We start from the raw sequence: 25,380 nt of genomic DNA, 5'->3' as shown, positions 1-25,380 counted from the left end.
CTCACGCCCTCCCGATGAGCATGATGGCCACGATCAGCCCGTAGATGGCGATGCCTTCGGCCAGGCCCACGATCACCATCGCACGCCCGAACATCTCCGGGCGCTCACTCATCGCCGCCAAGGCCGCCGCGCCCGTATAGGCCACGCCCAAACCCGCGGCGATCGAGGACCCCGCCACGGCGACCGCGGCGCCGATGAGAGCCGCGCCGTTCGAGCCGCTGGACCCGGCAGCCGTGGTCGCAGCCGTGGCGGGCCCGGCGCGCACGGCGACGGTGAGCAGCACGACACCAGCGATCAGCACGATCGCGCTGGTCCCGGCGAACCATCGCAGCGCGGTCCGGCTGGGCCGGCGCACCAGCAGGATGCCCGCCACCGACACGACCACCAGAACGGGAAGGACGACTATCCACGTCATCACGAGACTCCCTCCGCTTCGATCACAGGGATGTGCCAGGGCGTGAACGACCGTCCGGTGTCCACGAAGATGCGGGAGAACAGTTCGTAGAATTCCAGCCGCAGCGCCTGCACACCAGCGACCAGCGCTTCGAGCGCGAAAGCCAGCGCGTTGCCGACCGCGAACACGGCCACCGCGGCCACGATCCCGCCCGCACCCCATCCGGCGGCCGCCGTGGTCGCACGCCACACCACCCAGCCCAGGGCGGCGTGAGTCATGCCGAATGCCGCGAGGCGGGCGAACGAGATCAGGTTGGCTCCGACGTGAACCACCAGGTCCATCAATCCCACTCCGGAACTGGCGACCCCGGTGGCTCCCCCGCCGGATTCGGTGAACATGCCGACCGTCGACAACGCCAGCCCGGTCCCGGCAACCGCCGTGCCGGCCAACAGGATCGGCAACCGGTGCGTCCACACTCCCGCGGCCCCGGCTCCGAGGCCCAGAAATGTTGCGGCTCCGGCAATTCCGGACGACGAATACAGCGCCACCCGCAGGCCGCCTTCCCGCCAGCGATTGACCACCCCGAATCCATACGCCACAGCGAGCATCACGGCTCCGATGGCAAGTGCCGCGCCCATCAACCGCACCGGCTGATCGAGCGGGCTCGTCCACAACACCGGAAGCACCCCGGTCGGTCCGAAGAACTCGCCGTACAGTAGTCCGAACACCGTCGCCGCCAGCCCCGCCCCCGCGACGAAAACCCATAGCCGGCGAACGCGTGCCAGCCGCTCGACGACCCCGCTTCGCAGCATCAGCGCGGCCACGATCAGCAGCAGCCCGTGCCCGGCGTCGCCGAACATCATCCCGAACATCGTCACGTACGCCAGGCCCGCCGCGACGGAGGGATCGATGTCCCGGTAGGGCACGACGCCGTACAGACCGACCAGCGGCGCGAACGCGCGGCGCGCCGACGGCGAACCACTCAGCAGTGTCGGCGGGTCGATTCCGGCCGGGGCGGTCAGCGGCACGACAACCGCCGAGGGCGCCAATCGCTCGCGCAGGCCGGGCACTTCGTCCTGCGGGCACCACCCCGCGAGCGCGGCGACCTCGCGACGGCGAACCGCCGCATCGCGGCGGGTTCGCAATTGCGCCTCGCCCGCCACCAGGTCGGGGCGACTCGCCCGGCCGAGCAGGTCCGGATCGGGTTCGCGCGCCGACAACGCCACCGACGTCCCCGGCTCCGGCACCGGGGCGGGCTCGCCGTAGTCCAGATCGACCACTCCGGCCGCGGCCACCCGCACCAGGGTGTCGCGCAGCAACGCGACCGGTGTCACGATAGCGATCCGCCGCATGCGCACCGGAGTCATCGACTCAGACCAGTTCATCGAGCACCCCCGTATCCGCCACTCCCGCCGCGACCTGAAGTGCCGCACGCACCCGCCAGGCGTCGGCGGCGAGCACCGCGGTCGTCCCGATCGGAACCGCCGGACCGAAACCTCCGTCCGCGAGCAGCTTCGCCCCGTCCGCCGCGAGTCGCCGCCACCAGGAGAATTCCGCGCGCCACAGGTCGGCGGCGGTATCCGCATCGCGAAGGGCCCAGCGCGCCGTGGACGGCAGCGCCGCCCGGTACGAATCCAGCTCGCTCGCCGACACGGCCCGTTCACCGAGCATGTGCGCGGTTCGGCGGGCGATCGGCGCGGACAGCGGACGGTGCTCCGCGAACCGGCGGCGCGCCACCAGCAACGCGGCCGCACCGTGCGCCCAGGCACGGGCGGCGGAGATCGAGTCGGCGACCCGGGCCGCCCACACCAGCGCGAGGGCATCGGCGATGTCACCGCACGACTCGTCTCCGGGATCGCCCCAGACCGAATTGCCCAGCGCCGCACGCAGTTCGGCAGAAGTCCGAGCACCGCGCAGCCCACGCCAGGCCCAGTCCAGTGCGCCCAGTTCGTAACTGCTTCGCGCGGGACCGCCGGCCAATGCTGTGGCGAGCGCGGCGATATTGGCCACCTCGAAGCCACCGGCCAGGGTGCGCACGAGCCCCGCACCCGCACGAGGCTGCCACCCCGCGAGCACCCGCAACTGCCACGCCAGCGTCGCCGAGACGGCGAATTCGGTGTCCGGCAACGAGGCGCCGAGCCGGATGTCGTGCTGATAAGGGCCATGGGCCAGCATTCGCTGCGCGCCGGCCAGCGAACCGCTCGCGGCGAGGCTGCGCGCACCGTTCTCCCCCAAGCGCCGCCGACTCAGCCCGGTCGCACGCACGCTACCCGCGACCCAACCCACGCTCATCGCCGTGCCGTCCCGGACGCCGGCGCGCACAAATCGGCAATGAGCTCACGCATTCCCGCCACGACCTGAGCGACATATTCGGGCAGACGTTCCCGGGCCCGGCGGGTCACTTCCGCCGCGACATCGCTGTCATCGGCCAGGTCGTCGTCCCGGCCCGTCGCAGCGTCATCCGCCGACTCGGACCAGGCCGCCTGCGCGGCAGTGGTTTCCGCGGCATCCCGAGCGCACTGCACCAGGGCCGCCGCCTCCTCGCTCCCGGCGCGACGAACCTGTGCGGCCTGCTCCCGCGCCGCCGCCTCCAGCCGGCCCGCCTCGTCCTGAACACTGTCCAGCCGCTCCAGCAGCGGCATCAACTCCGCGGCCGCTGCCGCTGACCTGTCGACCGGTATGCTGCCCGGCGAAGGGGCTCCGGGCGCTCCCGCAGGCCTGAACCGATCGAGGAAATCACGCCATCCGGGCATTCGATCCTCCGAATCAGGGTCCCCTCTACCTGGACCGATTCTCGGTCGCCGCCGCCCCCGCTCAGTAGAGCCGCGAGTCGGCTGGGTCGCAGGACCTTGGACCCCTCGGGCATCGCTCGGCGCAGCTCACATAACCGGGATAACCACCGAGCCACGTAGCGCCGCAGCCGGGCCGGGCTCCGGGCGCGTGCTCACATGCGCGTGAATCGATCTGTGCAGCAACCATTTCCACCCGAATCAGGGTCGCGGCAGCCCGCTGCGGTCCGGGCGTTGTGCACGCGGGCTCCGAATCCGGTTCCAGCGACCGACCGGTGACCTACGACCTCCCGGTTGACGACCACCGAATCTGACGCGCATCGAATCGGAATCGCATCCTGGGGCACAGGCGGCAAGCCCGGCGCGGTCGTTCGCAGCGCGGAAGATCCGTGCGACGACCGGGCGCGAACTACCGATTCGGTCGCGAGGCGGGAGGTTCACCGATCACTGGTTCGGAAATGTCCACTTCGGCACCGAATCACTCTGTGGCACAAAGTTGTTCGTATGTCCCTTCAGCGCCAGGGCAGGCGCTGCGGGCGAACGGGGAGCGCGAGGCGCGAGGAAGGGAAGCTGCGCGGTGATCACCTCCGAGGTCGACAACGGTCATCGCCCGAGCAGGGCGACGCCGATCAGCAGTGCCGAGGCGATGCACCTGCTCGCCGGCGCCGCGTACGGACGCGTCGTGTCGACCAGGGACGCGATGCCCTCGGTCCGGCCGGTCAACCACCTGGTCGAGGCGGGCATGATCATCATCCGCGCACAGCTCACCGTCCGGTTCACCTCGACGGTGCACGAAAGGTCGCACATCGTCGTCGCCTATCAAGCCGACGACATCGATCCGGTCCGCCGCGTCGGATGGTCGGTCGTGGTCACCGGTCTCGCGCATGCCGTCACGAATCCCGACCGCATCGCCCGGTACGAGACGATGCTCGAACCATGGACCGACGGCGACATGGACGTCGTGGTGGAGATCGAGCCGTCCATCATCACAGGCATCCGCCTGCGTGGGGATCTCGTATCGGGTCCGGCCGCGCAACCGTGAGAACCCTGCGGAACCGACGACCCTCGTATCTCGGAAGCAGGTGCTCACCATGACGCATTCGAGCCCGCTGGGCGTCGGATTCCTGGAACTCGAGGACTCCGACCCGCACATCGGTCTCGCCATCGGTGTGGCGGCGATCATCGCCGGTCCGGCACCGAGCCAGGACGAGGCGCGGATATGGCTCGACCGAGGCCTGGAGTCCCATGGCAGGCTACGGCAACGGATCCGCCGCACTCCCTGGACGTGAGCGGACCGGTATGGGAGGAGGATCCCGATTTCGCGCTGGCGCACCATGTTCGCCGGGTCGCTCTGCCGGAGCCGGGCGGTGAGCCGCAACTGCGCGAGCCGATCGCCACCGAACTCACCGAACGACTGGATCGCGACCATCCGCTGTGGCGGATCACGCTCGTGGAACATCTCGCCGAAAACCGGTGGGCGATGATCATAAAGTTTCTGTGACAGTCCGGCAGAGCCGGCCCGGCGCGGCACGAGAGGCGAAAGCCGTTCGGACAAAGGTTATTTCGGTTGGCGGAAGGAGGTACTCCGGCTGCCCGTGACTGTGCCGCTGAGTACCGTCGGGGCCATCCGCGCACTGGCGCCCGTGCTGTATTCGACGATCGTTCCCTCGGCCGAACCCTCGTTGAACGGCGTCCTGGGGCAGCAACGCCGATACGCCGTGGCGCGCGCCGAATTGTCTCAGGTGGACGAGTCGTGATACCCGTGTCCACGAGAGCAGCGAGCGCGAAACAGGTTCTCGACAACCGGCTTTCGGCGACGATCACCGTGACCGGCTGACTTTCGGCATCACCGCCGATTACGACAGCACACCCGACATCGAGACGATCCCCTCGGCCATCGAAACCGAGATCTCGGTGCTGCTCGGCCGTGCCCGGAGTCCGCGGTCGTGACCGGATGCCCCGGCGGGTCCTTGGTCCACGAAGACGGGTCCGATTGGTCTCTGTCGTCTCGGTGTGGACCGGCCCAGCATGTGAGACGTGCGCAGTCAACACGAGCTGTGGGTGCGGCCGGCCGGACTGAATCCGGAGGAAGCCGCCGACCGGTTGCTGCGGGACCTGCGCAGCAACCGGTCCGGTTTGACGAGCACCGAAGCCGAGCGGCGGCTGCTCCAGTACGGGCCGAACGTGCTGCACGAGCGAGGCGGTCGGCAGTGGCCCGGGCAGCTGACGCGCCAGCTCACTCATCCGCTGGCATTGCTGCTGTGGCTCGCCGCGGGCTTGTTGCTGCTGGTGGGTTCGTATGTGGTTGCCGGGGCCGTCCTGCTGATCATCGTGCTCAACGCGGCACTGTCCTTCGTCCAGGAGGTGCAGGCGGGGCGCGCGGTCCAGGCGCTGGCCAAATATCTGCCGCAGCGCGCCAAGGTCGACCGCGACGGGGAGGTGCGTGCGGTCGACGCGACGCGACTCGTACCCGGCGATATCGTCGTTCTCGAGGAGGGCGATCGCATCGCGGCCGACATTCGCTTGCTCGCGGGCGCTGTCGAAGTCGACATGTCGGCGCTGACCGGCGAATCCGTCCCTACGCTGCGATCGGCGGCGATGGTCGAGGTGGACGTGCCGCTGCTGAGCGCCCACGATCTGGTGTTCAGCGGCACCCACTGCACCGGCGGGCAGGCCCGCGGCATCGTGTTCGCCACCGGTATGACCACCGAGATCGGCCGGATCGCGGCCTTGTCCGAACGCGTGGCCCCCGAACCGAGTCCGCTCGAACGTCAGGTTCGCAGGGTCGCGTGGCTGATCGCGACGGCGTCGGTGCTGCTGGCGCTGGCGTTCATCCCGCTGGCGACGCTCGCGGCTCATCTCACGCTGATCAACTCTCTCGTGTTCGCCGCCGGTTTGCTGGCCGGCATGGTTCCCGAGGGGCTGCTACCGGTCATCACGCTGGCACTGGCAGTCGCGGTACGCGGCCTCGCACGGCGCGGCGCACTGGTCAAACGCCTGTCGGCAGTCGAAACACTGGGGTCGACCGACGTGGTGTGCACCGACAAGACCGGCACCCTCACCCAGAATCGCATGACCCCGGTCGCGGTCTGGACCCTCGCCGGGCGGCTCGATCTGGATACCGGCACGGCCGCGGAGGCGCCGGACCGGATGTCGAGATTCTCGCCGCTGTATCGGTCGCTGGGCCGAATTGCCGCCCGGTGCAACAACGCTCGTCTCGACGAGTCCGGCCAGACCGGCGATCCGACCGAGATCGCCGTGCTGACGACGGCACGGAGGTTCGGCGCCGACATCGATCCCGCCCACCGGGAGGCACACCGCCGCTGGCAGTTCCATTTCGATCCGGAACTGAAAATGATGTCGACCATCGACGAACGCGAGGACGGCACTCTGCTGGTCCATGCGAAGGGGGCGCCCGAAGCGCTGCTGCCACGTTGCACAGGCGTTCTCGACACCGATGCACGCCTGCTCCCGCTCGACGCCGACCGCCGCGATCACGTCGCGCACGCCGTCAACGCCTTCGCCGCCGAAGGGCTCCGCGTACTCGCCCTCGCCCAGCGCGAACTGTCCGCACAGCGGCGCCCGCCACACCGCCGCGCAGATGCCGAACACGACCTGTGCCTGACCGGTCTGATCGCGATGCTCGACCCACCGCGCCCGGGTGTCGCGGATGCGGTGGCGAGCTGCCGGACCGCGGGCATCCGCATCATCGTGATCACCGGTGATCACCCGCTCACCGCGGCTGCCATCGCCGAGCGCGTCGGTATCACCGGGCCGGATCCGACGGTCGTGACCGGTGAGCACTTCGACCGGCTCGGCGAGAAGGAACTGGCCGCACTGATGCGGGACCGGCCGGAGATCATCTTCGCCCGCGCGACACCCGAGGCCAAACTCCACATCGCCGAGGCGTTGCGTGCCGACGGGCACGTCGTCGCCATGACCGGCGACGGCGTCAACGACGCGCCCGCACTCCATCGCGCCGACATCGGCGTGGCCATGGGACGTTCGGGAACCGACGTCGCGCGGGAAGCCGCCACCATGGTGCTCACCGACGACGACTTCAGCTCCATCGTCGCCGCGGTCCGGGCCGGTCGCCGAATCTACGACAACGTCCGCAAATTCATCATCTACATCTTCGCCCACGCCACCCCGGAAACCGTGCCCTTCCTCGTCTTCGCGCTGAGCGGCGGCGCGATCCCGCTACCGCTGACCATCCTGCAACTGCTGGCCTTCGACGTGGGCAGCGAGACCCTGCCCGCGCTCGCGCTGAGCCGGGAGCCTGCCGAACCCGGGATCATGGCCCGTCCGCCACGCCCGCGCAGCGAGGGCGTCATCCGCGGGCCCATGCTGATCCGCGCGTGGCTGTTCCTCGGCCTGATCGTCACGACCCTGCAGCTGGCGGGATTCTTCTACGTCCTGCACACCGCGGGGTGGCGACCGGGAGTGCCGACCGGGCCCGGTACACCGCTGCACCACGCCTATGCGCAGGCCACCACCATGGCGTTTCTCGGCATGATCGCCGGGCAGATCGGCACCGTCTTCGCGGTGCGCACGCAATATGCCTCGCTGCGTTCGGTCGGTGTGTTCAGCAATCGCTACCTGCTGGTCGCCATCGTGGCGGAGATCGCGCTCGCCGCGCTGTTCGTCTACACCCCACCGCTGCAGGAACTGCTGGGCACCAGCGCACTGCCCGTCCGCTACCTCGCCTTGCTACTTCCCTATCCGGTCATCGTCTGGGGCGCCGACGAATTGCGCCGCTATCTGAACCGGCGGCGCGTCACAGCGGCCGCACGACCTCTTCCAGGGGACGCCGCGGGGTGACCGGAATCGGCTCCGCACTTTGGCCGGCCCAGCCGATTCGGATGATGATTTGCGGAAATCCGCTGTCGTGCAATACATCCGATCGAATCTCGGCCCGCGTCCCGGCAAGTTCGAGCGGTTCGGTCAGCGGGCACGATGCCAGACCCGCGGCGGTCGCGGTGAGCATCACCGCGCTGGCGGCCTCCCCGGCGCGAAGCCGCGATATTCGTTCATCCCCGGGTGTTGCCAGAACCAGGATCGGCTCGTCGCCGTGGATGTCCTCGATCACCGCCTGCGGCAGATCCGGTCCGGCGAACGGGCGCACGATCGGATCGGTGGACACGACCGCACTGTGCGCCGGCACCCCCTGCGTAGTGGCGTGAACACCACTCCATTGATGCAGTTCCGCACCGTATTCGAAATCCTGGGCGTGCTCGCGGGCCGCGTGCTCGAAGGCTCGGTGCAGCCGCGCCCGTTCGTATCCGTCCTCCACTCTGTGCACCAGCACGCCGTTTGCCCGGCCCGCCTCCGCGAGCGCGTCGATCCGGCCGGCGGGCACCTCCCACGAGGTGTACCGGCGGCGGTCGCTGCGGCGGCGGCCGATGGCAGCGGACATGCGTATCGCTTCGGGCGTCACGGATTCCCGCTCGAACTCCACCGCGGCCAGGTGATCGGGTTCGGCGGGGTTGGGCAGGCGATGCACGCGCGTCTGCCAACCGGATGCCAGTGCGCCGACGCGCAGATGATGCAGTGCGGCGCCACAGCTGATCAGCAGATCGCGCCCATCGGGATCGGTGCGCGGCAGGCGCCGGGTGGGGTCGGCGTACAGCTGCACGGTCTGCTCGCCGACGCGCCACAGCCAGGGCTGGGAATTGTGCACCGAGGGCGCGCGTACGGCCAGCCGCAGAATGGACCGCAGCGTCTCCGGGTCGGGATGCTGGTGCGTCATAGTTGTTGTCTCCGATCAGGACTCGCCGGACATGGCGAGGGACTGTCCCGCTGTGGCTCCGCCGTCCAGCACGAACTCCGAACCGGTGGAGAAGGTGGCCTCGGTGACGATGAACCGGACCATGGCCGCGACTTCCTCCGGCTCGCCGAAGCGCGGCAACGGCGCGGTGGCGACCTCGTCGTCGGCGAACGGCGCCGTCATCGGCGTGTGGATCGGGCCGGGATGGACCGAGCACACCCGGATCCCCGCCGCCCCGAACTCGAGCGCGGCGGTCTTGGTCAGCCCGCGCAGCCCCCATTTGCTGGCCACGTACGCACCCAGCCCGGCGTAACCGACCAGCCCCGCGGTGGAGGAGATGTTCACGATCACCCCGCCCCCGTTCTCGCGCATGCGAGGCGCGGCAAGGTGCATGCCCAGCCAGGGGCCGTACAGATTGACGCCCACGACATGGCGGAAGGCCACCGGGGTCTCGGTGTCGACGCCGCCGAAGTCGATGATTCCCGCGTTGTTCACCAGCACCGCGACCGGACCGAAGAGCTCTTCGGCGTCATCGAGTACCGATCGCCAGTCGGCTTCCTCGATGACATCCAGACGCCGGAAAGCCGCGTTCCCGCCGAGTGATCGTGCCGTCGCGCTGCCGTCGCGCTCGAGCAGGTCCGCGACCACCACCCCGAATTGTTCCTTCGCCAGTGCCGTGGCCACGGCTGCGCCGATCCCACGGGCGCCGCCGGTGACGATCGCGCTTCGACCACTGAATTCGGTCATGATCCGAGTCCTTCCGGAAGGGTCCGTCCGCGCAGCCCGAACTGTGTCCACCCAGCATCAGCTTTCCGCTTCGGCGGCGCCGTAGAGACTGCCGAAGGTCACCGCACGCGAGGCCATCGGAGGGTACTTGTCGACCGGCTCCTTCCCGTGCCGACGACGAGGCCCGACGGCCCGTCGATCCGGTGACCTTCGGCAGTGCCGAGACCGGTTCGCAGCTCGCACGATGAGGACCGAGACGTTTCGCCGGAGAATTCGGGAGAGCGCGATGACGGGCTTGTTCACAAGGCGCACCAGAGGAGAACCGGGTGAGCAGGGCCACCACCGGCTGGTGTCGGCGAAGGTGGTCGTCGGCGTCGACGGGTCGCCCGGTTCCGATGCCGCACTGCGGTGGGCCGCGCAGTACGCCGATGCTCATCGGCGCGAGTTGCACATCCTGCACGGAATGAATCTCACCGGCACCACCTGGCCGGGCGGCGCCTATTCGGTGGGAAGCATGTCGGTGGTCGACGCCGCCCGTACCCGCGGCGAACAGCTCATGGCCCACGCCGAACAGGTGGTTCAGGCCGTGACGCCCGCGGTATCGGTGAGCACCGAAATCGTCACCGACAACGCGGCCGCCCTGCTCGTCGACCACAGCACCGACGCGTTCACCGTCGTGGTCGGCGCGACCGGATCGGCGGGAACCCTCGCCCATCTGGGCTCGACGCTGCTCTCGGTCGTCGCACACGCCCACGGGACGGTCGTCGTGGTCCGGACCGATCCGGGGGGCGAGGAGACCGTCCACATGTCCGGACCGGTCGTGGTCGGCGTCGATGGCGGCCCGAGCTGCGACCCGGCGATCGAGGCCGCCTTCGCCGAAGCGGCTCTGCGCGATGCCGAACTGGTCGCGGTGCACGTGTGGAACGACCACAACTTCGGTCGCTACGCCGGATACGACACCGTGCGGTTGGACGGCGATCCGGGCGAGGCCGAGAGCGCCATCCTGGCCGAGCGGATCGCCGGGTGGCGCGAGAAATTCCCCGAGGTCCGCGTCCGCGGAATCTCGTACGCCTTCGACCCCGCCGAGCATCTGCTGCAGTGGTCGGAATCAGCGCAACTGGTAGTCGTTGGAAGCGTCGGCCGCGGCGGATTCACCGGAATGCTGGTGGGTTCGACGGTCAACTCGCTCGTGCAACATGCACGAAGTCCGGTCATGGTCGTCCATCCGTAGGCGCGAGCGATGAGCACTCGCATGCCACCCCGCAGGCCGCTGTCGGAGACCTTCGAAGTCCGATACGGGCCCGCACAGGGACGGACCGTTCCGGCGTGATTCAGTCGCGCTTGCGGGCGACGACGATCGGGCATTGCACAGAGTGCACCAGCGCATTGCTGGTCGCGCCCAACAACATTCCGGCGAACCCGCCCCGGCCGTGACTGCCCACGACCACCAGCTGTGCCGATTCGGACCGCTCCAACAGCGCGCGAACAGGCCGGTCCCGCACCAGGATTCGCTGTACCGAAACATCCGGATACCGCTCCGACCACCCTGCCGTACTCTCGGCCAGCACCGAGTTCTCCGTCTCGTGCATCGCCTCCGCCACATCCACCGACAGCGGATGTGCCAGCGAGACATCACTCCACGCGTGCACAGCGATAAGACCGACCTTGCGCAACGACGCCTCCTCGAACGCCACCGCCACCGCCGGCATACTCTCGGCGCTTCCGTCGACACCGACCACCACCGGCTTTCCCGCACCGAGCGGATCACCCGCCTGCCGATAGTGCAGCACCGCCACCGGGCACCGGGCGTGCTGCAGCATCGCGGTGGTGACCGATCCCAGGAGCCCCCGCTGCAGAGCGTTCGCGCCGTGATTCCCCAGCACCAGCATCCGCACACCCCGCGACCGCTCGATCAGATCCGGAATGACCGGCGACCAGCTCACCTCGGTGCTGATCGGCGGCACCGCTCCCGGCGAGCCGTCTCGTGCGACCCGTGCCGCCTCGGCCAGCACCCGCTCGCCCTCGATCCGCAGCCAGTCGGTGTCGGTCCCGGTCAGAATCGCGCCGGGCCCGTATCCCGCCGGCAGCGCCACCGAGGTCACCAGGTGCAGCTCGCATCCGTGCAGCGCCGCGGTGGCCGCGGCCCACTCCGCGGCCTGATACGAGACGGCCGATCCGTCGACCGCCGCGAGTATCGGCCGGTTCGAGGACGTCTGCGACGAGGTGGCAGGTGTGGTCATGGCGTTCTCCTCGGTTGCCTCACCGGTTGTCCTTGCCCGGCGACAGCGCCATCAGACGCCACTCGTGTGCCCAGGCGGCGCTTCGTCGGCGATTCAGTGCCCACTGCGCGGCGCCGAGCACCCCCGCGACGCCGGCCCAGACGACCATCAGAACCACGACAGCGGAACCGATTCCGGCGAATGCCGCCGTATCGGAGGGCGTCGGGGGCGGAACGGGAACGCCGCTCGGCCCGATCCATACTTCGATCACGTTGCCGCGCACTGTGTTCCGGGGGACGTCCACGCTTGCCTGGCCGCTGCTTCCGTCCCGGATCCAGCGCACCGGAGCGCGCCGGATGTCAGTGGTCCCGCCGAATCCGGGCACCGTCACCGGATCCGCCAGTACGGTGGCCTGGACGGCCACCTTCGTCGAATTCTCGGCCCGAATGCGGTGTGCCGCCGCGGTGTACTCGATGGTGCCCACGGCAGCGGCGAACGGGATCATCGCGACAGCCACGATCAAGGCGGCTATCCGCAGGAGCCCTTCGATCCTGTCGGAACACCGCATGAGCGGGTTGCGGTTCACCGGTCCGCGCCGCCACCACCGCAGCGGCGCCGACGGAAAGCTCGGAAAAGAACTACCGGGTCGCCTTCTGCTCATGGGGAATTCCGCACCGCGGACCGCTGCTGGGGCGAGGTACTCGAGTGCACCACCATCACCGGGCACTGCGCATGCTGCACCAGCGCGTTCGATGTCGAGCCCAGCAGCAGACTGCGCAAAGCACCCCGGCCCCGGCTCCCGACGACCAGCAGCTGCGCCGACCGGGACCACGCCAGCAACGTTTCCGCCGGACCCGTCGGGTACACCCGGCGATCGACCAGAACCTCGGGATATTTCTCCTGCCATCCGGCCAGTCTCTCGGCGACGAGGGCCCGCTCGGTCACCTCCACCTCCGGGACCGGGAACAGCATGTGGGGCTCGCCGGCGTACTGCCCCAGATTCATATCGTTCCAGACGTGTACCGCCACCAGTTCGGCGTCCCGCTCGGCCGCTTCCTCGAAGGCCGCCCCCAGCGCCGCTTCGCCCGCCGCCGCGCAGTCCACACCGACCACGACCGGTCCCTGCGAACGCACCCGCCCACCCGAGTCGGGATCGGTCCGCACCACGACGACCACGCCTCGCGCATGTGAACTCACCGTCAGCATCGTCGAGCCCACGTGCGCGGCCAAGCCGCTGGCTCCCGACGCACCCAGCGCGGTCAAATGCGCTGTCGGGGCGTACCGCAGCAACAGCCCGATCGCATCCGATTCGGATACTTCGGTGTCGACCCGAAGCCCCGGCGCGGCGTCTCGCGCCCTTTGCGCGCATCGATTCACCAGTTCGTGGCCGCGCACCCGCAACGCATCGAGTACGGGTGGTTCCAGCGCATCGTAGGGTTCGAAGATCCGGCGGAGTGCCTTCAGATCGATCCCGTGCACGATGCGCAGGTCACGGCCGCGATCCGCCGCTGTCACAGCCGCCCATACCACCGCCGCATCCGCGGCCTCGGAGCCGTCCACCCCCACCACGACGGGCGCGGAAGCCAGGTGGCGCACCTCGTCGCTGAAGCCGGTACTCATCGCAGACTCCTGTTCACCGTGTGCCACCCTCAGCCTCTCCCCCGGCCGCCGCTCGCTCCAGGGCCGAAAGGCCCGATGAACCGACCGAAAACAACCTGATCTCCCGGCCCGGCCGCCATCCGCGGGATCGGGCCGGATAGACCCCGCTCGAACCTCCGACACCAGGGCTCGCGTACTCGGTCAGGCCGGATGGACTGATTGCGTACCCGCGACAGCGCTCGTCGATGCCCGCTACGGCGCGATCGGCGTCCGCGGCAGCGACACGAACTGGGTCCTGGATCGCCCCGCTGCGGTGAGTTCCGAGCCCCGCAGCACGTTCGTTCGCATCGCTCGACAGCGCCATCCGCGCCACGCTCCCCGGACGAACAGCAGCCGCGGGACCGCGTGTGGCGGCAGACCCGCCGCGTCATCGTGCCGAACCAGGGTATGCCGCTGCCGGACCAGTCGGACGAACAGTGGGTGTTGTGACGCATGATGGCCGGTGTAATGGATCGAACAGCGGATTTGCCGTGCCGGTTCCGGCGATAGGCTGCCCCGACCGGGACGGAGCATCATGAGGATCTTGTTCGCCGCGACACCGTTGATCGGGCATCTGTTCCCGATGATTCCACTGGCACAACGCCTTCGCGATCGCGGCCACGTCGTGCTGGTGGCCAGCGGCGGCGCAGCGGTCGCCGCAGTCGACGGCGACATCGATGCCGTCGATGTCGCGCCCGGTATCGGGAATGTGCGGGCCGTGGTGCGGGGACTCGGCCTGCATCCTGTGCTGGCGGCCCGATCGGCGAGCGGCAGGGCCGATCCGCGCGGCGGCGCCCACGTCTTCGCGGTGATGAACAGACCGATGATCGCCCCACTCACCAGGGCCGCCGAACGATTCCAACCCGATCTGGTCGTCCACGAGCCGTTCGCCGCGGCGGCGGCGATCGTGGCGGCCCGGCTCGGCGTCCCGGCCGCCTTGCACAACATCGCCCTCGACAACGGCACCCTGATCCGCCGGGAGCTGCTACGACTGCTGTGCGGCCGGGAAGAGTCCGGTGCCGCGGAGACGTTGTCGGTCGCCCCGCCCAGTATCGCGTCCGTGCCGGGTCGGCCTGTGCGGTACACCCCCTATGCGCCATCGGGCGCGCCGGTCCCGCCGCTCTTCCTCGATCCACCGGTGCGTCCGCGCATCATCGTGACTCGCAGCACCATGCTCGGCGACGGACCGGACGCCATGTTGCGCAGCATCCTTCGCGCCGCCCCGCAGGTGGACGCGGACATCGTCATCGTCCGCCCGAATCGCGCGATCGCGCGCTCGTCGCACCTGCCACGCAACGTACACACCGTCGGATGGATTGCGCTGCACCGTGTTCTGCCCACCTGCACCGCGATGGTCAACCACGGTGGCGCCGGTTCGGTGCTCGCCGCCCTGCACGCGGGAATCCCGCAACTGGCCACCCCCGCCCCCGGAGACCGCCGCTGGAACTCCGAATCGGTCGAGCGCCGCGGTGCGGGTCTGTCCGTCCCGGCATCCAAAATCACTGCGGCACACCTCGATAAACTGATCACGGAGGCGAGGCTGACCCACTCGGCCCGGGCGGTAGCCGCCGAGATCGCCGCAATGCCCACCGTCGAGAACGCCGCGGACCGCCTCCTGGAAGTCTCTCGGCGGCAAGACTTCTCGGCCTGCCGCCCGGCGGGACCACGGGCTCCTCGAGACGACAGCTCGTACACGCCCCCGGCATAGGTACCGCCCGCGCCGCTCACAGCATCGACCGTCGGCGGCGGCATGTCAGCCCGATGAGCCGCGCGGACAGAGTTCCCGATGCCGACGCGACCGAGGTGGCGAAGGAATCAGCCTACGCGGGAAGGGTTTTCGTCCCCAGAGGCGATGGCCCTGACGCGACGGGGCAGCAACCTGGCACCTCGACGCACGATGATCAGTTCGTCCCCGACGCATGCGCGTCCGGTATGGGTTCGTGCTGTACCGGGGAGAGCCGGCCCTGCGTCACCATCTCCCGGGCACGCACTTCATCGGCGCTCAGGACATGGGAATCGGGGCCGGGAAATACGAGGGCCCGATGTCCGGTGTCGGCCCAGTGCACAAGGAACGGTGGCTCACCATCAGCGCCGTGGACCTCCTCGATCAACCCGCGCCGTACCGTCCCGCCTACCGCGCGTCCTTCCGCAACCAGCCAGTCTCCGACGTCCGCATGCATGACCCGACCTCTCGCTCGTTGTGTTCACGGCCCCCGAGCCCCATATTCGGCCTGCCGAACGACGAGCGACAGAGCCGTTCGTCACAGTCGCGACGATGCCCGTTGCGCTGGCCGCCCGCGTGCAGAATCCGGCCGTCAGAGGACGGTCCGGACGAAGTCAGCCGATCATGTGCCGACTGGCCGGGACCGCGGCGGGCAGGCGGGTGGTGAACCAGTCCCGGGCCAGTTCGGCGGCTCGGCTCAACGTGCCCGGCTCCTCGAACAGATGAGTCGCGCCGGGCACCACGGTCACCACGGTTTCGCACGGCATCGCTTGGGCTGCACGGTTGTTCAGATCCAGCACGGCAAAGTCGCATCCTCCGACGATCAGCAGGGTCGGAGCCCTCACCGCGGCCAGGACGCGCCCGGCAAGGTCGGGGCGTCCGCTACGGGATACCACGGCCCGGATGTGCACGCTCGGGTCGGCAGCCGCGCACAGGGCCGCAGCGGCACCGGTACTGGCCCCGAAGTACCCGATCGGCAGCCCCGCCGCGTGCTCCTGCCCATCGAGCCACTCGGTCACCTGCACCAGTCGCCGGGTGAGCAGCTCGATATCGAATACGTTGGCCCGGTTGATCTCCTCGGCTGGTGTCAGCAGGTCGAACAACAGCGTGCCCAGTCCGGCTCGCTGCAGCACCTCGGCGACGAAACGGTTCCGGGGGCTGTGCCGGCTGCTGCCGCTGCCGTGTGCGAATACGACCAACCCGACCGGATGCTCCGGGATGGTGAGATGCCCTGCCAGCTCGATCGTCCCGGCGTTCACCCGCACGTCCGCATCGCACGACGGCGGGTTGTCGGCGGGCACCGGTCGCGAGTGTGGTTCGTTCGCGTCGGCGCGGCGCAGCAGCTCGACGACCTCGCTGTCGCTGGTCTGGCCGAAGTGCCGGTACCACTCGCCGACCGCGTAGAAGAACATCGGTTGTGCCAAACAGACCACCTCGTCGGCCTCGCGACGCAGCACATGCAGCGCGGCCCGGGACGCGACGGGCACCGCCAGCACGACCCGGGCGGCCCCCTGTGCGCGGGCGACCTGACATGCGGCGCGAGCGGTCGCGCCGGTCGCGACACCGTCATCGACGATCACCGCGGTCCGGCCCGTCAACTCGATGCGCGAACGGTCGGCGCGGAATCCGGCGGCGCGGCGTTCCAACTCCGAACGCTCGCTGCGCTCCACACGCGCCATCTGGTCACCGGTGAGCCCCGACTGCGCCACGACACCGGTGTTCATCACCCGGACGCCGTCCTCACCGATGGCACCGAAGGCGAGTTCGGGCTGATGCGGGACACCGAGTTTGCGGACCACGATGACATCCAGCGGCGCGCCCAGCCGCCGAGCCACCTCGAATGCGGCCGGGACTCCGCCGCGCGGCAGCCCCAGCACGACGACATCGTGTCCACGCAAGGGTTCGAGGCGTTCCGCGAGGCGGCGGCCCGCTTCCATCCGATTCTCGAAATACATCGAAACCTCCTGAACCCCGGCTGTTTCCGAGCCGTCGGGGAACCCGCGACATAGGCGGATCCGGTAGTCGTACGCGCTGCGTGCCGTCGTCAGTACGGTGAACCGGCGTTGCGAGTCGGCGACCGGTCGGCGGGTATCCCGCGCGAACTCCGGTCGGTGTGGTTGCGAACCAGCTCCAGGTGACGTCGACGTGGCTCCCCCCGGGCGTGCGCCAGCAGCACGGCGACCTCGGTGGCGATGCCGGAGGCGATCGCGTCGACGTCCAGAGCGGTGTCGCGGTCGCCGGTGATCCCGAAGGTCAGGGCGTCACCGTAGCTGAGAATCGCGATCGTCGTACGCACTCGCATCGCGATCGGGATGCACGGCCACATCTCCAGCACATCGCGGCCGCCCAACCTGAGCCGATGTCGCGGTCCGGGAATGTTGGTCGCCAGCGCGGAGATTCCGCGCTGCGGATACCACGACGCCAGCCGGAAAACCATTCCGACCATTCCGGACGGCAGCCATCGCGCCAGCCGCAGCAACGACTGCTCGGCCTCGGGCTCGCCTCGCTTCCGATGTCGTGCGATCCGCCGGTGCGCGGCCAGCAGCCGTTCGACCGGATCGACGATCTCGATCGGAAGATACGGGACCATTGCCGAAACCCGGTTGTCCAGAACATATTTCGCGTCCGGCTTACGCATCGACACCGGCACCACGATCCGCAGGCTGCCCGGCGCCGGATGCTCACCGCGGCGCAGTAGCAGCGACCGGTATGCCGCCGCGATCGCGGCCACCGCCACATCGTTGACCGTCACGCCGTACGCCGCGCCGATCTCGCGCACTCGGTGCATTTCGGTCCGCGCCACCGCATAGCGACGTTGTCGGCCGATGGGCCCGTTGAGTGAGGTATCGGCCACCGGTGTCACCGCGGCCAGCAGCACGGGCGCCAACGTGCGCGCGGTGCCGACCACGGCACGAGGCAGGGTGTAGGGCAATCGGAGCGCATCGGACAGCAGCCGCAGGGGACGCGGACGCGGAGGCTTCGCCGGTACCGCGGCCGGGCCATCCGGTGTCGGATCGCAGAAGCTTTCGAACAGGGTGACCCCCGCGATCCCGTCGATCACGGTGTGGTGAGCCTTCGTGATCAGTGCCCAGCGCTGACCGGCGAGGTGCTCGACGACGACCACCTCCCACATCGGGTGATCGCGGTCCAGCCGTTCGGTGAGTTCGGTGGCGACCAGTTCCCGCAACTCTTCCTCGCCGCCCGGATCCGGCAGCGCGGTCCACCGGATGTGGTGCCCGGGATCGAAATTCGGGTCGTCCTCCCACACGGGCGCTGTCAGATCCAGCGGAGTACGCCGCACCCGCTGACGCAACCGGCCGTGTCTCTCCAGACCCCGATCGATCCAGGTACGCAGTTCCGCACGGGTCGGTGGTGGATCGTGCAGAATCGATACCGTCCCGATTCCCATGCTGACGTGCGGGTCGCTGTCCTCCATCGCCAGAAACCCCGCATCCAAGGGCCCCAATTCCGCCATCGTCTCGCTCACACCTATCGTCAGCCGGGTACTGCATCGTCGTCGACCATCTGCTTTCCACGAGCATTTCCAGTCGACCAGCTCCGCGCCTGCCACGGCAGGGGCGAACGTCCCGCACCACGCGGACATTCGGTTATCTCCCAGGGCAGTTCGTCGCCTGCCCGGACCCGACCGCCGAGCAGTGCCCGGCGCCGTCCGATCGCGCTCACACGCTGTACAGCGCGGCGACCTCCGCGGCGAAATCGCGAAGCACGATATTGCGCTTGAGTTTCAGCGACGGCGTGAGATATCCGTTGGCTTCGGTGAGATCGGCGTGCAGTATGCGGAATTTGCGGACGGCCTCGGCCCGGGACACCGCCTGGTTGCCGTCATCGATCGCGGCCTGGATCGCGGCGAGCAGATCCACGTCCGCGGCCAGGTCGTCGATCGTGGCGTCGGCGGGTTTGCCGTGGAGATGCTTCCAGGTGGGAAAGTTCTCCAGGTCGACGGTCACCAGACAGCCGACGAACGGTTTCCCGTCACCGACGACGATCACCTCACCGACGATGCCGTGGGCGCGGATGCGGTCCTCGATCACCGCGGGAGCGACGTTCTTACCGGCGGCGGTGACGATGATCTCCTTCTTGCGTCCGATGATGGTGAGGTATCCGTCGTCGTCGAGAGCACCGAGGTCACCGGTGGCGAACCAGTCGTCCCGGAATGCGTCGGCGGTGGCGCCGGGATTGTTCCAGTATCCGGTGAACACGTTCGGTCCCCGCAACAGGATCTCGCCGTCGTCGTCGATGCGGACCGAGGACCCCGGCAGCGGTTGGCCGACCGACCCTATCTTCGGGTGGTCGTCCGGATTGAACGTGGCGGCCCCGCAGGTCTCGGTCAGGCCGTAGCCCTCGAGCACGGTGAACCCGATCCCGCGGTAGAAGTGGCCGAGCCGTTCACCCAGCGGGGCGCCACCGGACAGGGCGTGCGTGGCGCGGCCGCCGAGCGCGGCACGCAGACGGCGGTAGACCAGAAGGCCGAACAACGCATGCCGCAGGCGCAGCGACACGGGGACCCGGCCACTGTCCCGAGCTCGGCTGTGCGCGATGGCAGCGGTGGCCGCCGCGTCGAAAATCCGGGCACGACCAGCTAGTTGCGCGCGGGTTCGAGCGGTGTTGTACACCTTCTCGAACACGCGTGGAACACCCAGGATCAGCGTCGGCCGAAAGGCCCCGAGTTCGGCCGTGACGTTCGCGACATCACCGACGTGCGCGATGCGGACCGGGGCGAACGCCGCCGCTACCTCGACGATCCGGCCGAGCACATGTGCCAGTGGCAGGAACAGCAGCACCGAGGATTCGCCGGTGCGGAACAGGGCCGGCATCCGAGCCGTGATGTTGCCCAGTTCGGCCAGGAAGTTGCCGTGGGTCAACTGACACCCTTTGGGACGACCGGTGGTCCCCGAGGTGTACACGATCGTCGCCAACGCATCGGCCGTCACGGCTTTCCGGCGTTCGAGCACGGCCGTGTCGGCGACATCGGCACCGTCCCGCACCAGGGCGGCAATGGCGCCCGCGTCGATCTGCCAGATATGCATCAGCTTGGGCAGTTGATCGCGCAGACCGTCGACCACCGCGGTGTGGCGATCGGTCTCGGTGAACATCGCGACCGCCCCGGAATCCGAGACGATCCACCGCACCTGTTCGGGCGAGGAAGTCTCGTATACCGGCACCGTGACCGCCCCCGCACACCAGATCGCGAAGTCCAGCAGCGTCCACTCGTAGCGGGTGCGGGATACCAGGGCCACCCGATCACCCAGCTGAATGCCATTGGCGATCAGCCCCTTCGCCACCGCCGAGACCTCGGCGAAGAACTCCGCGGCGGTCACGTCCTGCCACCGGCCGTCCACCTTGCGGCTGATCACCGCGAGATCCGGAAATCTCTCGACGTCATGTTCGATCAGATCCGTGAGATTCCCGTCGGGCGGGACGCGATACAGAGCTGGTACGCCGAATTCCTGCATGGCCGTTCCTCGAATAACGTCGCCGATCTCGACCCGAAGGTCCAGCCCCCAGTCTCGCCGCAGCGCCCTGCACCGGACAGAGCAGCACGACTCGCACGGCCCAGGACTTTGGTCTCCCACACTTCGTTCCACGGCCGTGCCGACGGGTGAGCCATCATGATGTCCGATACCCCGCCAAACGCCACGATTTACATGATTCCCTTTCGGCAGCAACAATTTTCGCGTGGCATCGAGAATCCTGCGTCTCGTCGGAACTGTGCCGGCCCACGGTCTTGCGCAACGCAGCACGAGCGGTCCGATCGATCGCGGCGTACACGTACTGGTTCGGGCGTGACGTTTTTCGGGATCGCCGGTGACCTTCGGCACGCGCGCGCACGTGCCGAGCCGGCGCATGCTTTCAGTGCCGGGAAACCCGGCAAATGATCTACACATCACCCCCGGCGACCATCGGGCGATGGCCTGCGCCGCACGTCCGACCAGTGCCCTGCCGATATTGGCGTCCGCGGAGTTCTCGAGGTGAGCAGTGGCCGAGAAGAGGTCCGGGGCCCGGATCGTGGTCGTGGTCGACGGTTCGGATCCCGCGTATCGGCCACGCGATGATCGGCTTCGATGGGCGTTGCCGCGACCGGAGATTTCGCAGGCGAAATGATGACCGATCCACGCGAATCTCATTTGACCCAGTCGGATTTGTTCTCCTGGTGCATGGAGCGCGATGCGATTCTGCGCTCCACGGTCGTGTCGATCCTGATCCTGGACGCGCTACCGGAGGTGGACCGGTTCGTGCGGATGGTCGATCGCGGAGCGCGAATGGCACCGAGGTTCCGGGACACACTGGACGCGTTGCCGATCGGCTTGGCCCCGCCCCGGTGGATACCGGACACCGATTTCGATCTCTCATGGCACGTGCGCCACATCGCGCTGCCCGCGTCGGCGGATATCTCATCGGTGCTCGAGTTCGCGCGCCACGAAGCAATGACCGCCTTCGACCCGGTGCGGCCATTGTGGAAGTTGACGCTGCTGAGCGGCCTGGCCGGCGGCAAGGCCGCGCTGGTGCTCAAGTTTCATCATTCGCTGAGCGACGGCCTGGGCGGCATCCAGCTGGCGAACGAGATCGTCGATTTCTCCCGATCCGGCGGCGACCGTGGTCCGGTTCCCGAGCAGCCGACCGAAAAGCGCGGAAAACTGGCCGATGTCCTGGCCTGGAACTGGACCGTCGGTTCGGCGTTGGCGCGCAGCGGTATATCGCACGTGCCGCGGCTGGCCCTGCGGGCTGTGACAGACCCGATTCGCACCATCCGCGACAGTGTCGCGATGGCCGTTTCGTTCGGACATCTCGTACGCCCGGTGACCGATACCTGGTCCCCGGTCATGACGGGTCGTGGGCTTGGACGGCGCTTGGCGACGGTCGACGTGCCGGTCGCGGAATTGCGCGAGGCGGCGCACGTCAGCGGCTCCACGCTCAACGACGCCTTTCTGGCGGCGGTCGTGCTGGGCTTGCGCACGTACCACGCCCGCCACGGCTCGGTCATCGAGCGGCTTCGGGTGACGATGCCGATCAGCCTGCGCAAGGCCGGCGACCCGATCGGTGGCAATCGACTCACGCTGGCGCGGTTCGCACTCCCAGCCGACAGCGCCGACCCGGTGAACCTGATGCACGCGCTGCACGCAGCGGTGGTCGGGTGCCGACGCGAACCTGCCATGCCGTATTCGGCCGCGGCGGCGGCCGTGCTGAATCGGTTGCCCGTCGGCCTGGTCACCACCATGTTGAAGCATGTGGACTTCGTCGCGTCGAACGTCCCGGGTTCACCGGTGCCCATGTACGTCGCCGGCGCGAAAATAGAGCGCATGTACGCCTTCGGCCCCACCATCGGCACGGCGTTCAACGTAACCCTGATCTCGCACGCCGGAAATTGCTGCGTCGGAATCAACGCCGACACGGCCGCGGTACCGGATCCGGAAGTCCTGAAGGATTGTCTGGCACGGGGATTCCGCACCGTGCTCGATATCGCGAAGACTCATCTCGCCGCCCGCACCACCGACGGTGAGACCGGCTCGCAACGCTGCGAGCCGCCGACGCCGTAACGAACCTCGCCTTCGAAAGCAGCCCTGCAAATATTCGTGAACTCGGACCGCCCGGCCCAGCGGCATCACCTCCCGCCTACCACCGGACCTGGATCGTGCTCGCACACGACGATGATCGGGCATCCGGCCGACTGCACCACTGCGTGGCCGGCGGAGCCGAGCAGTACACCGGTGAATCCGACGCGGCCAGCGCCTGGTCGCCGCGCGATCGATCGACCGGCCACTGGACTACGTCGCGGTACGTAGGAGGGAGGCCGATCATGTGCGGATGTGCGCAGGCAGCCTCGTACGGTGGAGTTGCAGCATGGATGTCATCCAGCACCGCACAATCACTGTCAATGGTCTGTCGATGCACGTGGCCGAAGCGGGAACCGGCCCGCTGGTGTTGTTGCTGCACGGCTTTCCCGAACTCTGGTATTCGTGGCGGCATCAACTGCCGGTCCTGGCTGAAGCCGGGTACCACGCCGTCGCACCGGATTTGCGTGGACACGGTCGGACTCAGGCCCCGGTCGATGTCGAGGACTACGGCATGGCCGCGCACGTCGCCGACGCGGTCGGTGTGCTCGACGCTCTCGGCGAGTCGACGGCCGTGCTGGTGGGCCATGACTGGGGCGCGAACACGGCGTGGGCCGCCGCTGAACTGCATCCCGAGCGTTTCACGGCGGTCGCGGCCCTGAGCGTGCCGTACCGGCCGCGGTCGCCGCGCCCGCCACTGACCGAACTCCGCTCCTTCGCCGGTGACCGGTTCAACTGGATGCTGTACTTCCAGGAACCGGGTGTGGCCGAGGCCGACCTGTCCGCCGACGTCGCACGCACGATGCGGCTGATGATGTACGGCTTGTCCGGCGACGCGGGTGACACGGGCGTGCGGTTGGTGACCGGGCTGCCTCGGGACGTGGTGCTGCTGGACCAGATGCCCGAACCGCAAGCACCTACGGCCTGGCTCACCGAGACCGACCTGGCCTACTACGTCGCCGAGTACGAGCGCACCGGATTCACCGGCGGGCTCAACCGGTACCGCAACGCCGACCTGGACTGGGAGCTGCTGCCCGAGCTCGGCACCGGCGTCATCACCCAGCCCGCCCTGTTCGTCGGCGGCGAACTCGACACCGCTGTCCGTTTCGCCGACCCGAACCGGATGCGGAACCACGTTCCCAACCTGACCGGCCCGATCGTGCTTCCCGGTGCCGGCCACTGGATTCAGCAGGAACGACCGGACGAGGTGAACCACGCCCTGCTGACCTTCCTGCGCACCCTCGACTAATCCGAAGCTCCCACCTTCTGCGGGCGGAGTCGACCGAGTGCTCGGCACGCCCGCGATGTCATTCGACACCATCGAGTAGATGCCGAGGTGCGGCCTGCCGCCACGAGTCGAGAACGATGACTTCCAGCTCGTCTTGGTCGTCGATGGCCGCCAGGCGCACTCGAACCCACGCATTGCTCGCCTCGTGCGCGGCGATCCAGAATTTATCCGGCTCGGCGGCCACCAGTTCGTCACGGTCGATGATCGGGCAGCGGACCGCCGCCGACGTTTCGGCCTCCGGGAGAGTGAGAAATAGTTTACCGGCCACCCGGAAAGTCGGCATACCCCACGCGAACTGCTCAGAGGTCTCGGACAACGACAAAGCAAAAGCGCGGACATCGTCCCCAGCAGCACTCATGCACCGAATCTTTCCAGATCGGACACAGGCCGCGCAGAACCTCGACCACCACCCGACTACTTCCTCGCCGCCTCAATGGGATCCGGCACAACAAGACCCAACGAAACATCCGGTATTGGCTCCTCTTCATGTCAAGAGGCGGTTGGTAGTTCGGCGTCAGGCTGCGGGGTGGTAGGTCCGGGTTGCGGCTTGTCCGAAGCGCCCCGACCATTGCGGCTTCCACCACACGTTCAGGGGCACTCTCGCTGTCCCCGTCCGGTCCCGGACTCACCCTGGCTCTCTCCGGACCGGCAGCTGCTGATCGGCCGTGACCTTCCGAACCGGTCAGCCGCAGTGCGACGGGCCACCACCAGCGGAGCCGCCGTTATTGGCGCCTCCGAATGAGCCGTACCAATAGATGCAAGTGTGCGGGGCGTACCAGTAGACAGGGCCTGCATAGTACGAGTACGAGCCCGCGTCGATGTCCATATTGTTGCTCACACCGTGGAACGGAAATGCAGGGAGGCCGAGACCGTTACCCCCGGTACCCACCGCTGCCACCAGCGCTGTCGGCGTCCCGATCTGTGCCGTCTTCCATGTGACAACGCAATCGGTGGAACCGTTGTACATCAACCAGACGGTCGCATTCGCTTCTATGTTCCCGTGGTCGATCGCGTAATACCCTGCGCCGCAAGCTGCTTCAGGCGAAGAGGCTGCCGCCGCGGGCCCGGCCGCCACTACCGACGCAACAAAGAAGACAGCCGCCGCGAACCCCATGGCCAGCCGGACCCGCAGCTTCGGAATTTTCATAGGTACTCCCTTGTCCCGCAATACATCCGCCGAGCGCTTGTCGCACAAAGTGTGACACTCCCGCGCGGCATTTCCCAACTGGGAAGGTCCGCGACCGACACTCGCGCCGCCGGGACCT

At 68.4% G+C, this 25,380-nt stretch carries 24 protein-coding genes; 9 read left to right on the top strand and 15 right to left on the bottom strand.

From position 1 onward, the window contains the following. Position 1: 1 nt before the first annotated feature. Genes AC5WS7_RS04725 through AC5WS7_RS04710 form a run of 4 tightly spaced genes read right to left on the bottom strand, consistent with a single transcriptional unit; the run spans position 2 to position 3,036 of the window. Complete coding sequence (locus tag AC5WS7_RS04725) at positions 2-415, bottom strand: ATP synthase subunit C (protein WP_495953064.1); 414 nt, start codon at positions 413-415, stop codon at positions 2-4. Then, positions 415-1,779: a V-type ATPase 116kDa subunit family protein gene (locus AC5WS7_RS04720; protein ID WP_495953063.1), complete on the bottom strand. Its 1,365-nt coding sequence runs from the start codon at positions 1,777-1,779 to the stop codon at positions 415-417. Before AC5WS7_RS04720 ends, AC5WS7_RS04725 begins: the two co-directional genes overlap by 1 nt. Continuing rightward, entirely contained in the window at positions 1,766-2,686 is a 921-nt protein-coding gene (locus tag AC5WS7_RS04715; RefSeq protein ID WP_495953062.1) for a hypothetical protein, read from the bottom strand. Before AC5WS7_RS04715 ends, AC5WS7_RS04720 begins: the two co-directional genes overlap by 14 nt. Then, complete coding sequence (locus AC5WS7_RS04710; protein WP_495953061.1) at positions 2,683-3,036, bottom strand: hypothetical protein; 354 nt, start codon at positions 3,034-3,036, stop codon at positions 2,683-2,685. The genes AC5WS7_RS04715 and AC5WS7_RS04710 overlap by 4 nt, the downstream gene beginning before the upstream one ends. A 724-nt stretch (positions 3,037-3,760) precedes the next feature. Here AC5WS7_RS04710 and AC5WS7_RS04705 point away from each other — a divergent pair. The 5 genes from AC5WS7_RS04705 to AC5WS7_RS04685 all read left to right on the top strand — a co-directional run bounded on the left by AC5WS7_RS04705 (position 3,761) and on the right by AC5WS7_RS04685 (position 8,004). Beyond that, on the top strand, positions 3,761-4,225 hold the full coding sequence (locus tag AC5WS7_RS04705) for a pyridoxamine 5'-phosphate oxidase family protein (RefSeq protein ID WP_495953060.1): 465 nt from the start codon (positions 3,761-3,763) through the stop codon (positions 4,223-4,225). A gap of 49 nt (positions 4,226-4,274) precedes the next feature. Further along, on the top strand, positions 4,275-4,472 hold the full coding sequence (locus tag AC5WS7_RS04700; protein WP_495953059.1) for a hypothetical protein: 198 nt from the start codon (positions 4,275-4,277) through the stop codon (positions 4,470-4,472). After that, complete coding sequence (locus tag AC5WS7_RS04695) at positions 4,469-4,684, top strand: wax ester/triacylglycerol synthase domain-containing protein (protein ID WP_495953058.1); 216 nt, start codon at positions 4,469-4,471, stop codon at positions 4,682-4,684. The genes AC5WS7_RS04700 and AC5WS7_RS04695 overlap by 4 nt, the downstream gene beginning before the upstream one ends. A gap of 94 nt (positions 4,685-4,778) precedes the next feature. Then, on the top strand, positions 4,779-4,940 hold the full coding sequence (locus AC5WS7_RS04690) for a hypothetical protein (protein WP_495953057.1): 162 nt from the start codon (positions 4,779-4,781) through the stop codon (positions 4,938-4,940). A gap of 280 nt (positions 4,941-5,220) precedes the next feature. Further along, a complete protein-coding gene (locus tag AC5WS7_RS04685; protein ID WP_495953056.1) occupies positions 5,221-8,004 on the top strand; it encodes a cation-translocating P-type ATPase in 2,784 nt (927 codons plus the stop codon). On the opposite strand, the gene AC5WS7_RS04680 is transcribed toward AC5WS7_RS04685, so the two are convergent. Together AC5WS7_RS04680 and AC5WS7_RS04675 are read right to left on the bottom strand one after the other, a co-directional pair. Then, the gene (locus AC5WS7_RS04680; protein ID WP_495953055.1) at positions 7,961-8,932 is read right to left on the bottom strand and encodes an Acg family FMN-binding oxidoreductase; all 972 of its coding nucleotides are present in this window, start codon (positions 8,930-8,932) and stop codon (positions 7,961-7,963) included. The genes AC5WS7_RS04685 and AC5WS7_RS04680 overlap by 44 nt on opposite strands. Before the next feature lie 15 nt (positions 8,933-8,947). Beyond that, a complete protein-coding gene (locus tag AC5WS7_RS04675; protein ID WP_495953054.1) occupies positions 8,948-9,697 on the bottom strand; it encodes an SDR family NAD(P)-dependent oxidoreductase in 750 nt (249 codons plus the stop codon). Between the two features lie 265 nt (positions 9,698-9,962). Here AC5WS7_RS04675 and AC5WS7_RS04670 point away from each other — a divergent pair, with 265 nt between their 5' ends. Then, positions 9,963-10,907 carry a universal stress protein gene (locus AC5WS7_RS04670; RefSeq protein ID WP_495953053.1) on the top strand — a complete coding sequence of 315 codons (945 nt, stop codon included), beginning with the start codon at positions 9,963-9,965 and terminating at the stop codon, positions 10,905-10,907. A 100-nt stretch (positions 10,908-11,007) separates the two neighbouring features. Here AC5WS7_RS04670 and AC5WS7_RS04665 read toward each other — a convergent pair whose 3' ends face one another. Genes AC5WS7_RS04665 through AC5WS7_RS04655 form a run of 3 tightly spaced genes read right to left on the bottom strand, consistent with a single transcriptional unit; the run spans position 11,008 to position 13,515 of the window. After that, a complete protein-coding gene (locus AC5WS7_RS04665; RefSeq protein WP_495953052.1) occupies positions 11,008-11,916 on the bottom strand; it encodes a universal stress protein in 909 nt (302 codons plus the stop codon). Positions 11,917-11,935: 19 nt separating this feature from the next. Beyond that, entirely contained in the window at positions 11,936-12,556 is a 621-nt protein-coding gene (locus AC5WS7_RS04660) for an Rv1733c family protein (protein WP_495953051.1), read from the bottom strand. Beyond that, positions 12,553-13,515: a universal stress protein gene (locus AC5WS7_RS04655; protein ID WP_495953050.1), complete on the bottom strand. Its 963-nt coding sequence runs from the start codon at positions 13,513-13,515 to the stop codon at positions 12,553-12,555. The genes AC5WS7_RS04660 and AC5WS7_RS04655 overlap by 4 nt, the downstream gene beginning before the upstream one ends. A 553-nt stretch (positions 13,516-14,068) precedes the next feature. Here AC5WS7_RS04655 and AC5WS7_RS04650 point away from each other — a divergent pair. Then, positions 14,069-15,241: a glycosyltransferase gene (locus AC5WS7_RS04650; protein WP_495953049.1), complete on the top strand. Its 1,173-nt coding sequence runs from the start codon at positions 14,069-14,071 to the stop codon at positions 15,239-15,241. 193 nt (positions 15,242-15,434) lie between these two features. Here the strand turns inward: AC5WS7_RS04650 and AC5WS7_RS04645 are convergent, their stop codons facing one another. The 4 genes from AC5WS7_RS04645 to AC5WS7_RS04630 form a co-directional block, all read right to left on the bottom strand. Further along, positions 15,435-15,713 carry a DUF1918 domain-containing protein gene (locus AC5WS7_RS04645; RefSeq protein ID WP_495953048.1) on the bottom strand — a complete coding sequence of 93 codons (279 nt, stop codon included), beginning with the start codon at positions 15,711-15,713 and terminating at the stop codon, positions 15,435-15,437. Positions 15,714-15,870: 157 nt separating this feature from the next. Next, complete coding sequence (locus AC5WS7_RS04640; protein WP_495953047.1) at positions 15,871-17,211, bottom strand: phosphoribosyltransferase family protein; 1,341 nt, start codon at positions 17,209-17,211, stop codon at positions 15,871-15,873. Positions 17,212-17,300: 89 nt separating this feature from the next. Next, entirely contained in the window at positions 17,301-18,743 is a 1,443-nt protein-coding gene (locus AC5WS7_RS04635) for a wax ester/triacylglycerol synthase family O-acyltransferase (protein WP_495953046.1), read from the bottom strand. Positions 18,744-18,936: 193 nt separating this feature from the next. Next, the gene (locus AC5WS7_RS04630; protein ID WP_495953045.1) at positions 18,937-20,730 is read right to left on the bottom strand and encodes an AMP-dependent synthetase/ligase; all 1,794 of its coding nucleotides are present in this window, start codon (positions 20,728-20,730) and stop codon (positions 18,937-18,939) included. Between the two features lie 648 nt (positions 20,731-21,378). Between AC5WS7_RS04630 and AC5WS7_RS04625 the strand changes: the two genes are divergently transcribed. Together AC5WS7_RS04625 and AC5WS7_RS04620 are read left to right on the top strand one after the other, a co-directional pair. After that, on the top strand, positions 21,379-22,812 hold the full coding sequence (locus AC5WS7_RS04625) for a wax ester/triacylglycerol synthase domain-containing protein (protein WP_495953044.1): 1,434 nt from the start codon (positions 21,379-21,381) through the stop codon (positions 22,810-22,812). A 304-nt stretch (positions 22,813-23,116) separates the two neighbouring features. Further along, positions 23,117-24,076 (top strand): alpha/beta fold hydrolase, encoded by a 960-nt coding sequence (locus AC5WS7_RS04620; protein ID WP_495953043.1) that lies wholly within the window; start codon positions 23,117-23,119, stop codon positions 24,074-24,076. A gap of 58 nt (positions 24,077-24,134) precedes the next feature. Here AC5WS7_RS04620 and AC5WS7_RS04615 read toward each other — a convergent pair whose 3' ends face one another. Together AC5WS7_RS04615 and AC5WS7_RS04610 are read right to left on the bottom strand one after the other, a co-directional pair. Beyond that, positions 24,135-24,431 carry an MmcQ/YjbR family DNA-binding protein gene (locus AC5WS7_RS04615; protein ID WP_495953007.1) on the bottom strand — a complete coding sequence of 99 codons (297 nt, stop codon included), beginning with the start codon at positions 24,429-24,431 and terminating at the stop codon, positions 24,135-24,137. 366 nt (positions 24,432-24,797) lie between these two features. After that, on the bottom strand, positions 24,798-25,262 hold the full coding sequence (locus AC5WS7_RS04610; RefSeq protein ID WP_495953042.1) for a hypothetical protein: 465 nt from the start codon (positions 25,260-25,262) through the stop codon (positions 24,798-24,800). Positions 25,263-25,380: the final 118 nt, after the last annotated feature.

The sequence above is a fragment of the Nocardia sp. PLKS1-43 genome (assembly GCF_059510335.1).
The sequence above is the reverse complement of the archived record's forward strand: the minus strand, read 5'-3'. Positions and strand labels throughout refer to the sequence as shown.

Excerpts from the sequence above, each read along its gene's own strand:
- AC5WS7_RS04725 (WP_495953064.1), bottom strand. The coding sequence starts at position 415 with ATGACGTGGATAGTCGTCCTTCCCGTTCTGGTGGTCGTGTCGGTGGCG.
- AC5WS7_RS04720 (WP_495953063.1), bottom strand. The coding sequence starts at position 1,779 with ATGAACTGGTCTGAGTCGATGACTCCGGTGCGCATGCGGCGGATCGCT.
- AC5WS7_RS04715 (WP_495953062.1), bottom strand. The coding sequence starts at position 2,686 with ATGAGCGTGGGTTGGGTCGCGGGTAGCGTGCGTGCGACCGGGCTGAGT.
- AC5WS7_RS04710 (WP_495953061.1), bottom strand. The coding sequence starts at position 3,036 with ATGCCGCTGCTGGAGCGGCTGGACAGTGTTCAGGACGAGGCGGGCCGG.
- AC5WS7_RS04700 (WP_495953059.1), top strand. The coding sequence starts at position 4,275 with ATGACGCATTCGAGCCCGCTGGGCGTCGGATTCCTGGAACTCGAGGAC.
- AC5WS7_RS04680 (WP_495953055.1), bottom strand. The coding sequence starts at position 8,932 with ATGACGCACCAGCATCCCGACCCGGAGACGCTGCGGTCCATTCTGCGG.
- AC5WS7_RS04675 (WP_495953054.1), bottom strand. The coding sequence starts at position 9,697 with ATGACCGAATTCAGTGGTCGAAGCGCGATCGTCACCGGCGGCGCCCGT.
- AC5WS7_RS04670 (WP_495953053.1), top strand. The coding sequence starts at position 9,963 with ATGACGGGCTTGTTCACAAGGCGCACCAGAGGAGAACCGGGTGAGCAG.
- AC5WS7_RS04665 (WP_495953052.1), bottom strand. The coding sequence starts at position 11,916 with ATGACCACACCTGCCACCTCGTCGCAGACGTCCTCGAACCGGCCGATA.
- AC5WS7_RS04660 (WP_495953051.1), bottom strand. The coding sequence starts at position 12,556 with ATGAGCAGAAGGCGACCCGGTAGTTCTTTTCCGAGCTTTCCGTCGGCG.
- AC5WS7_RS04655 (WP_495953050.1), bottom strand. The coding sequence starts at position 13,515 with ATGAGTACCGGCTTCAGCGACGAGGTGCGCCACCTGGCTTCCGCGCCC.
- AC5WS7_RS04650 (WP_495953049.1), top strand. The coding sequence starts at position 14,069 with ATGAGGATCTTGTTCGCCGCGACACCGTTGATCGGGCATCTGTTCCCG.
- AC5WS7_RS04645 (WP_495953048.1), bottom strand. The coding sequence starts at position 15,713 with ATGCATGCGGACGTCGGAGACTGGCTGGTTGCGGAAGGACGCGCGGTA.
- AC5WS7_RS04640 (WP_495953047.1), bottom strand. The coding sequence starts at position 17,211 with ATGTATTTCGAGAATCGGATGGAAGCGGGCCGCCGCCTCGCGGAACGC.
- AC5WS7_RS04630 (WP_495953045.1), bottom strand. The coding sequence starts at position 20,730 with ATGCAGGAATTCGGCGTACCAGCTCTGTATCGCGTCCCGCCCGACGGG.
- AC5WS7_RS04625 (WP_495953044.1), top strand. The coding sequence starts at position 21,379 with ATGACCGATCCACGCGAATCTCATTTGACCCAGTCGGATTTGTTCTCC.
- AC5WS7_RS04620 (WP_495953043.1), top strand. The coding sequence starts at position 23,117 with ATGGATGTCATCCAGCACCGCACAATCACTGTCAATGGTCTGTCGATG.
- AC5WS7_RS04610 (WP_495953042.1), bottom strand. The coding sequence starts at position 25,262 with ATGAAAATTCCGAAGCTGCGGGTCCGGCTGGCCATGGGGTTCGCGGCG.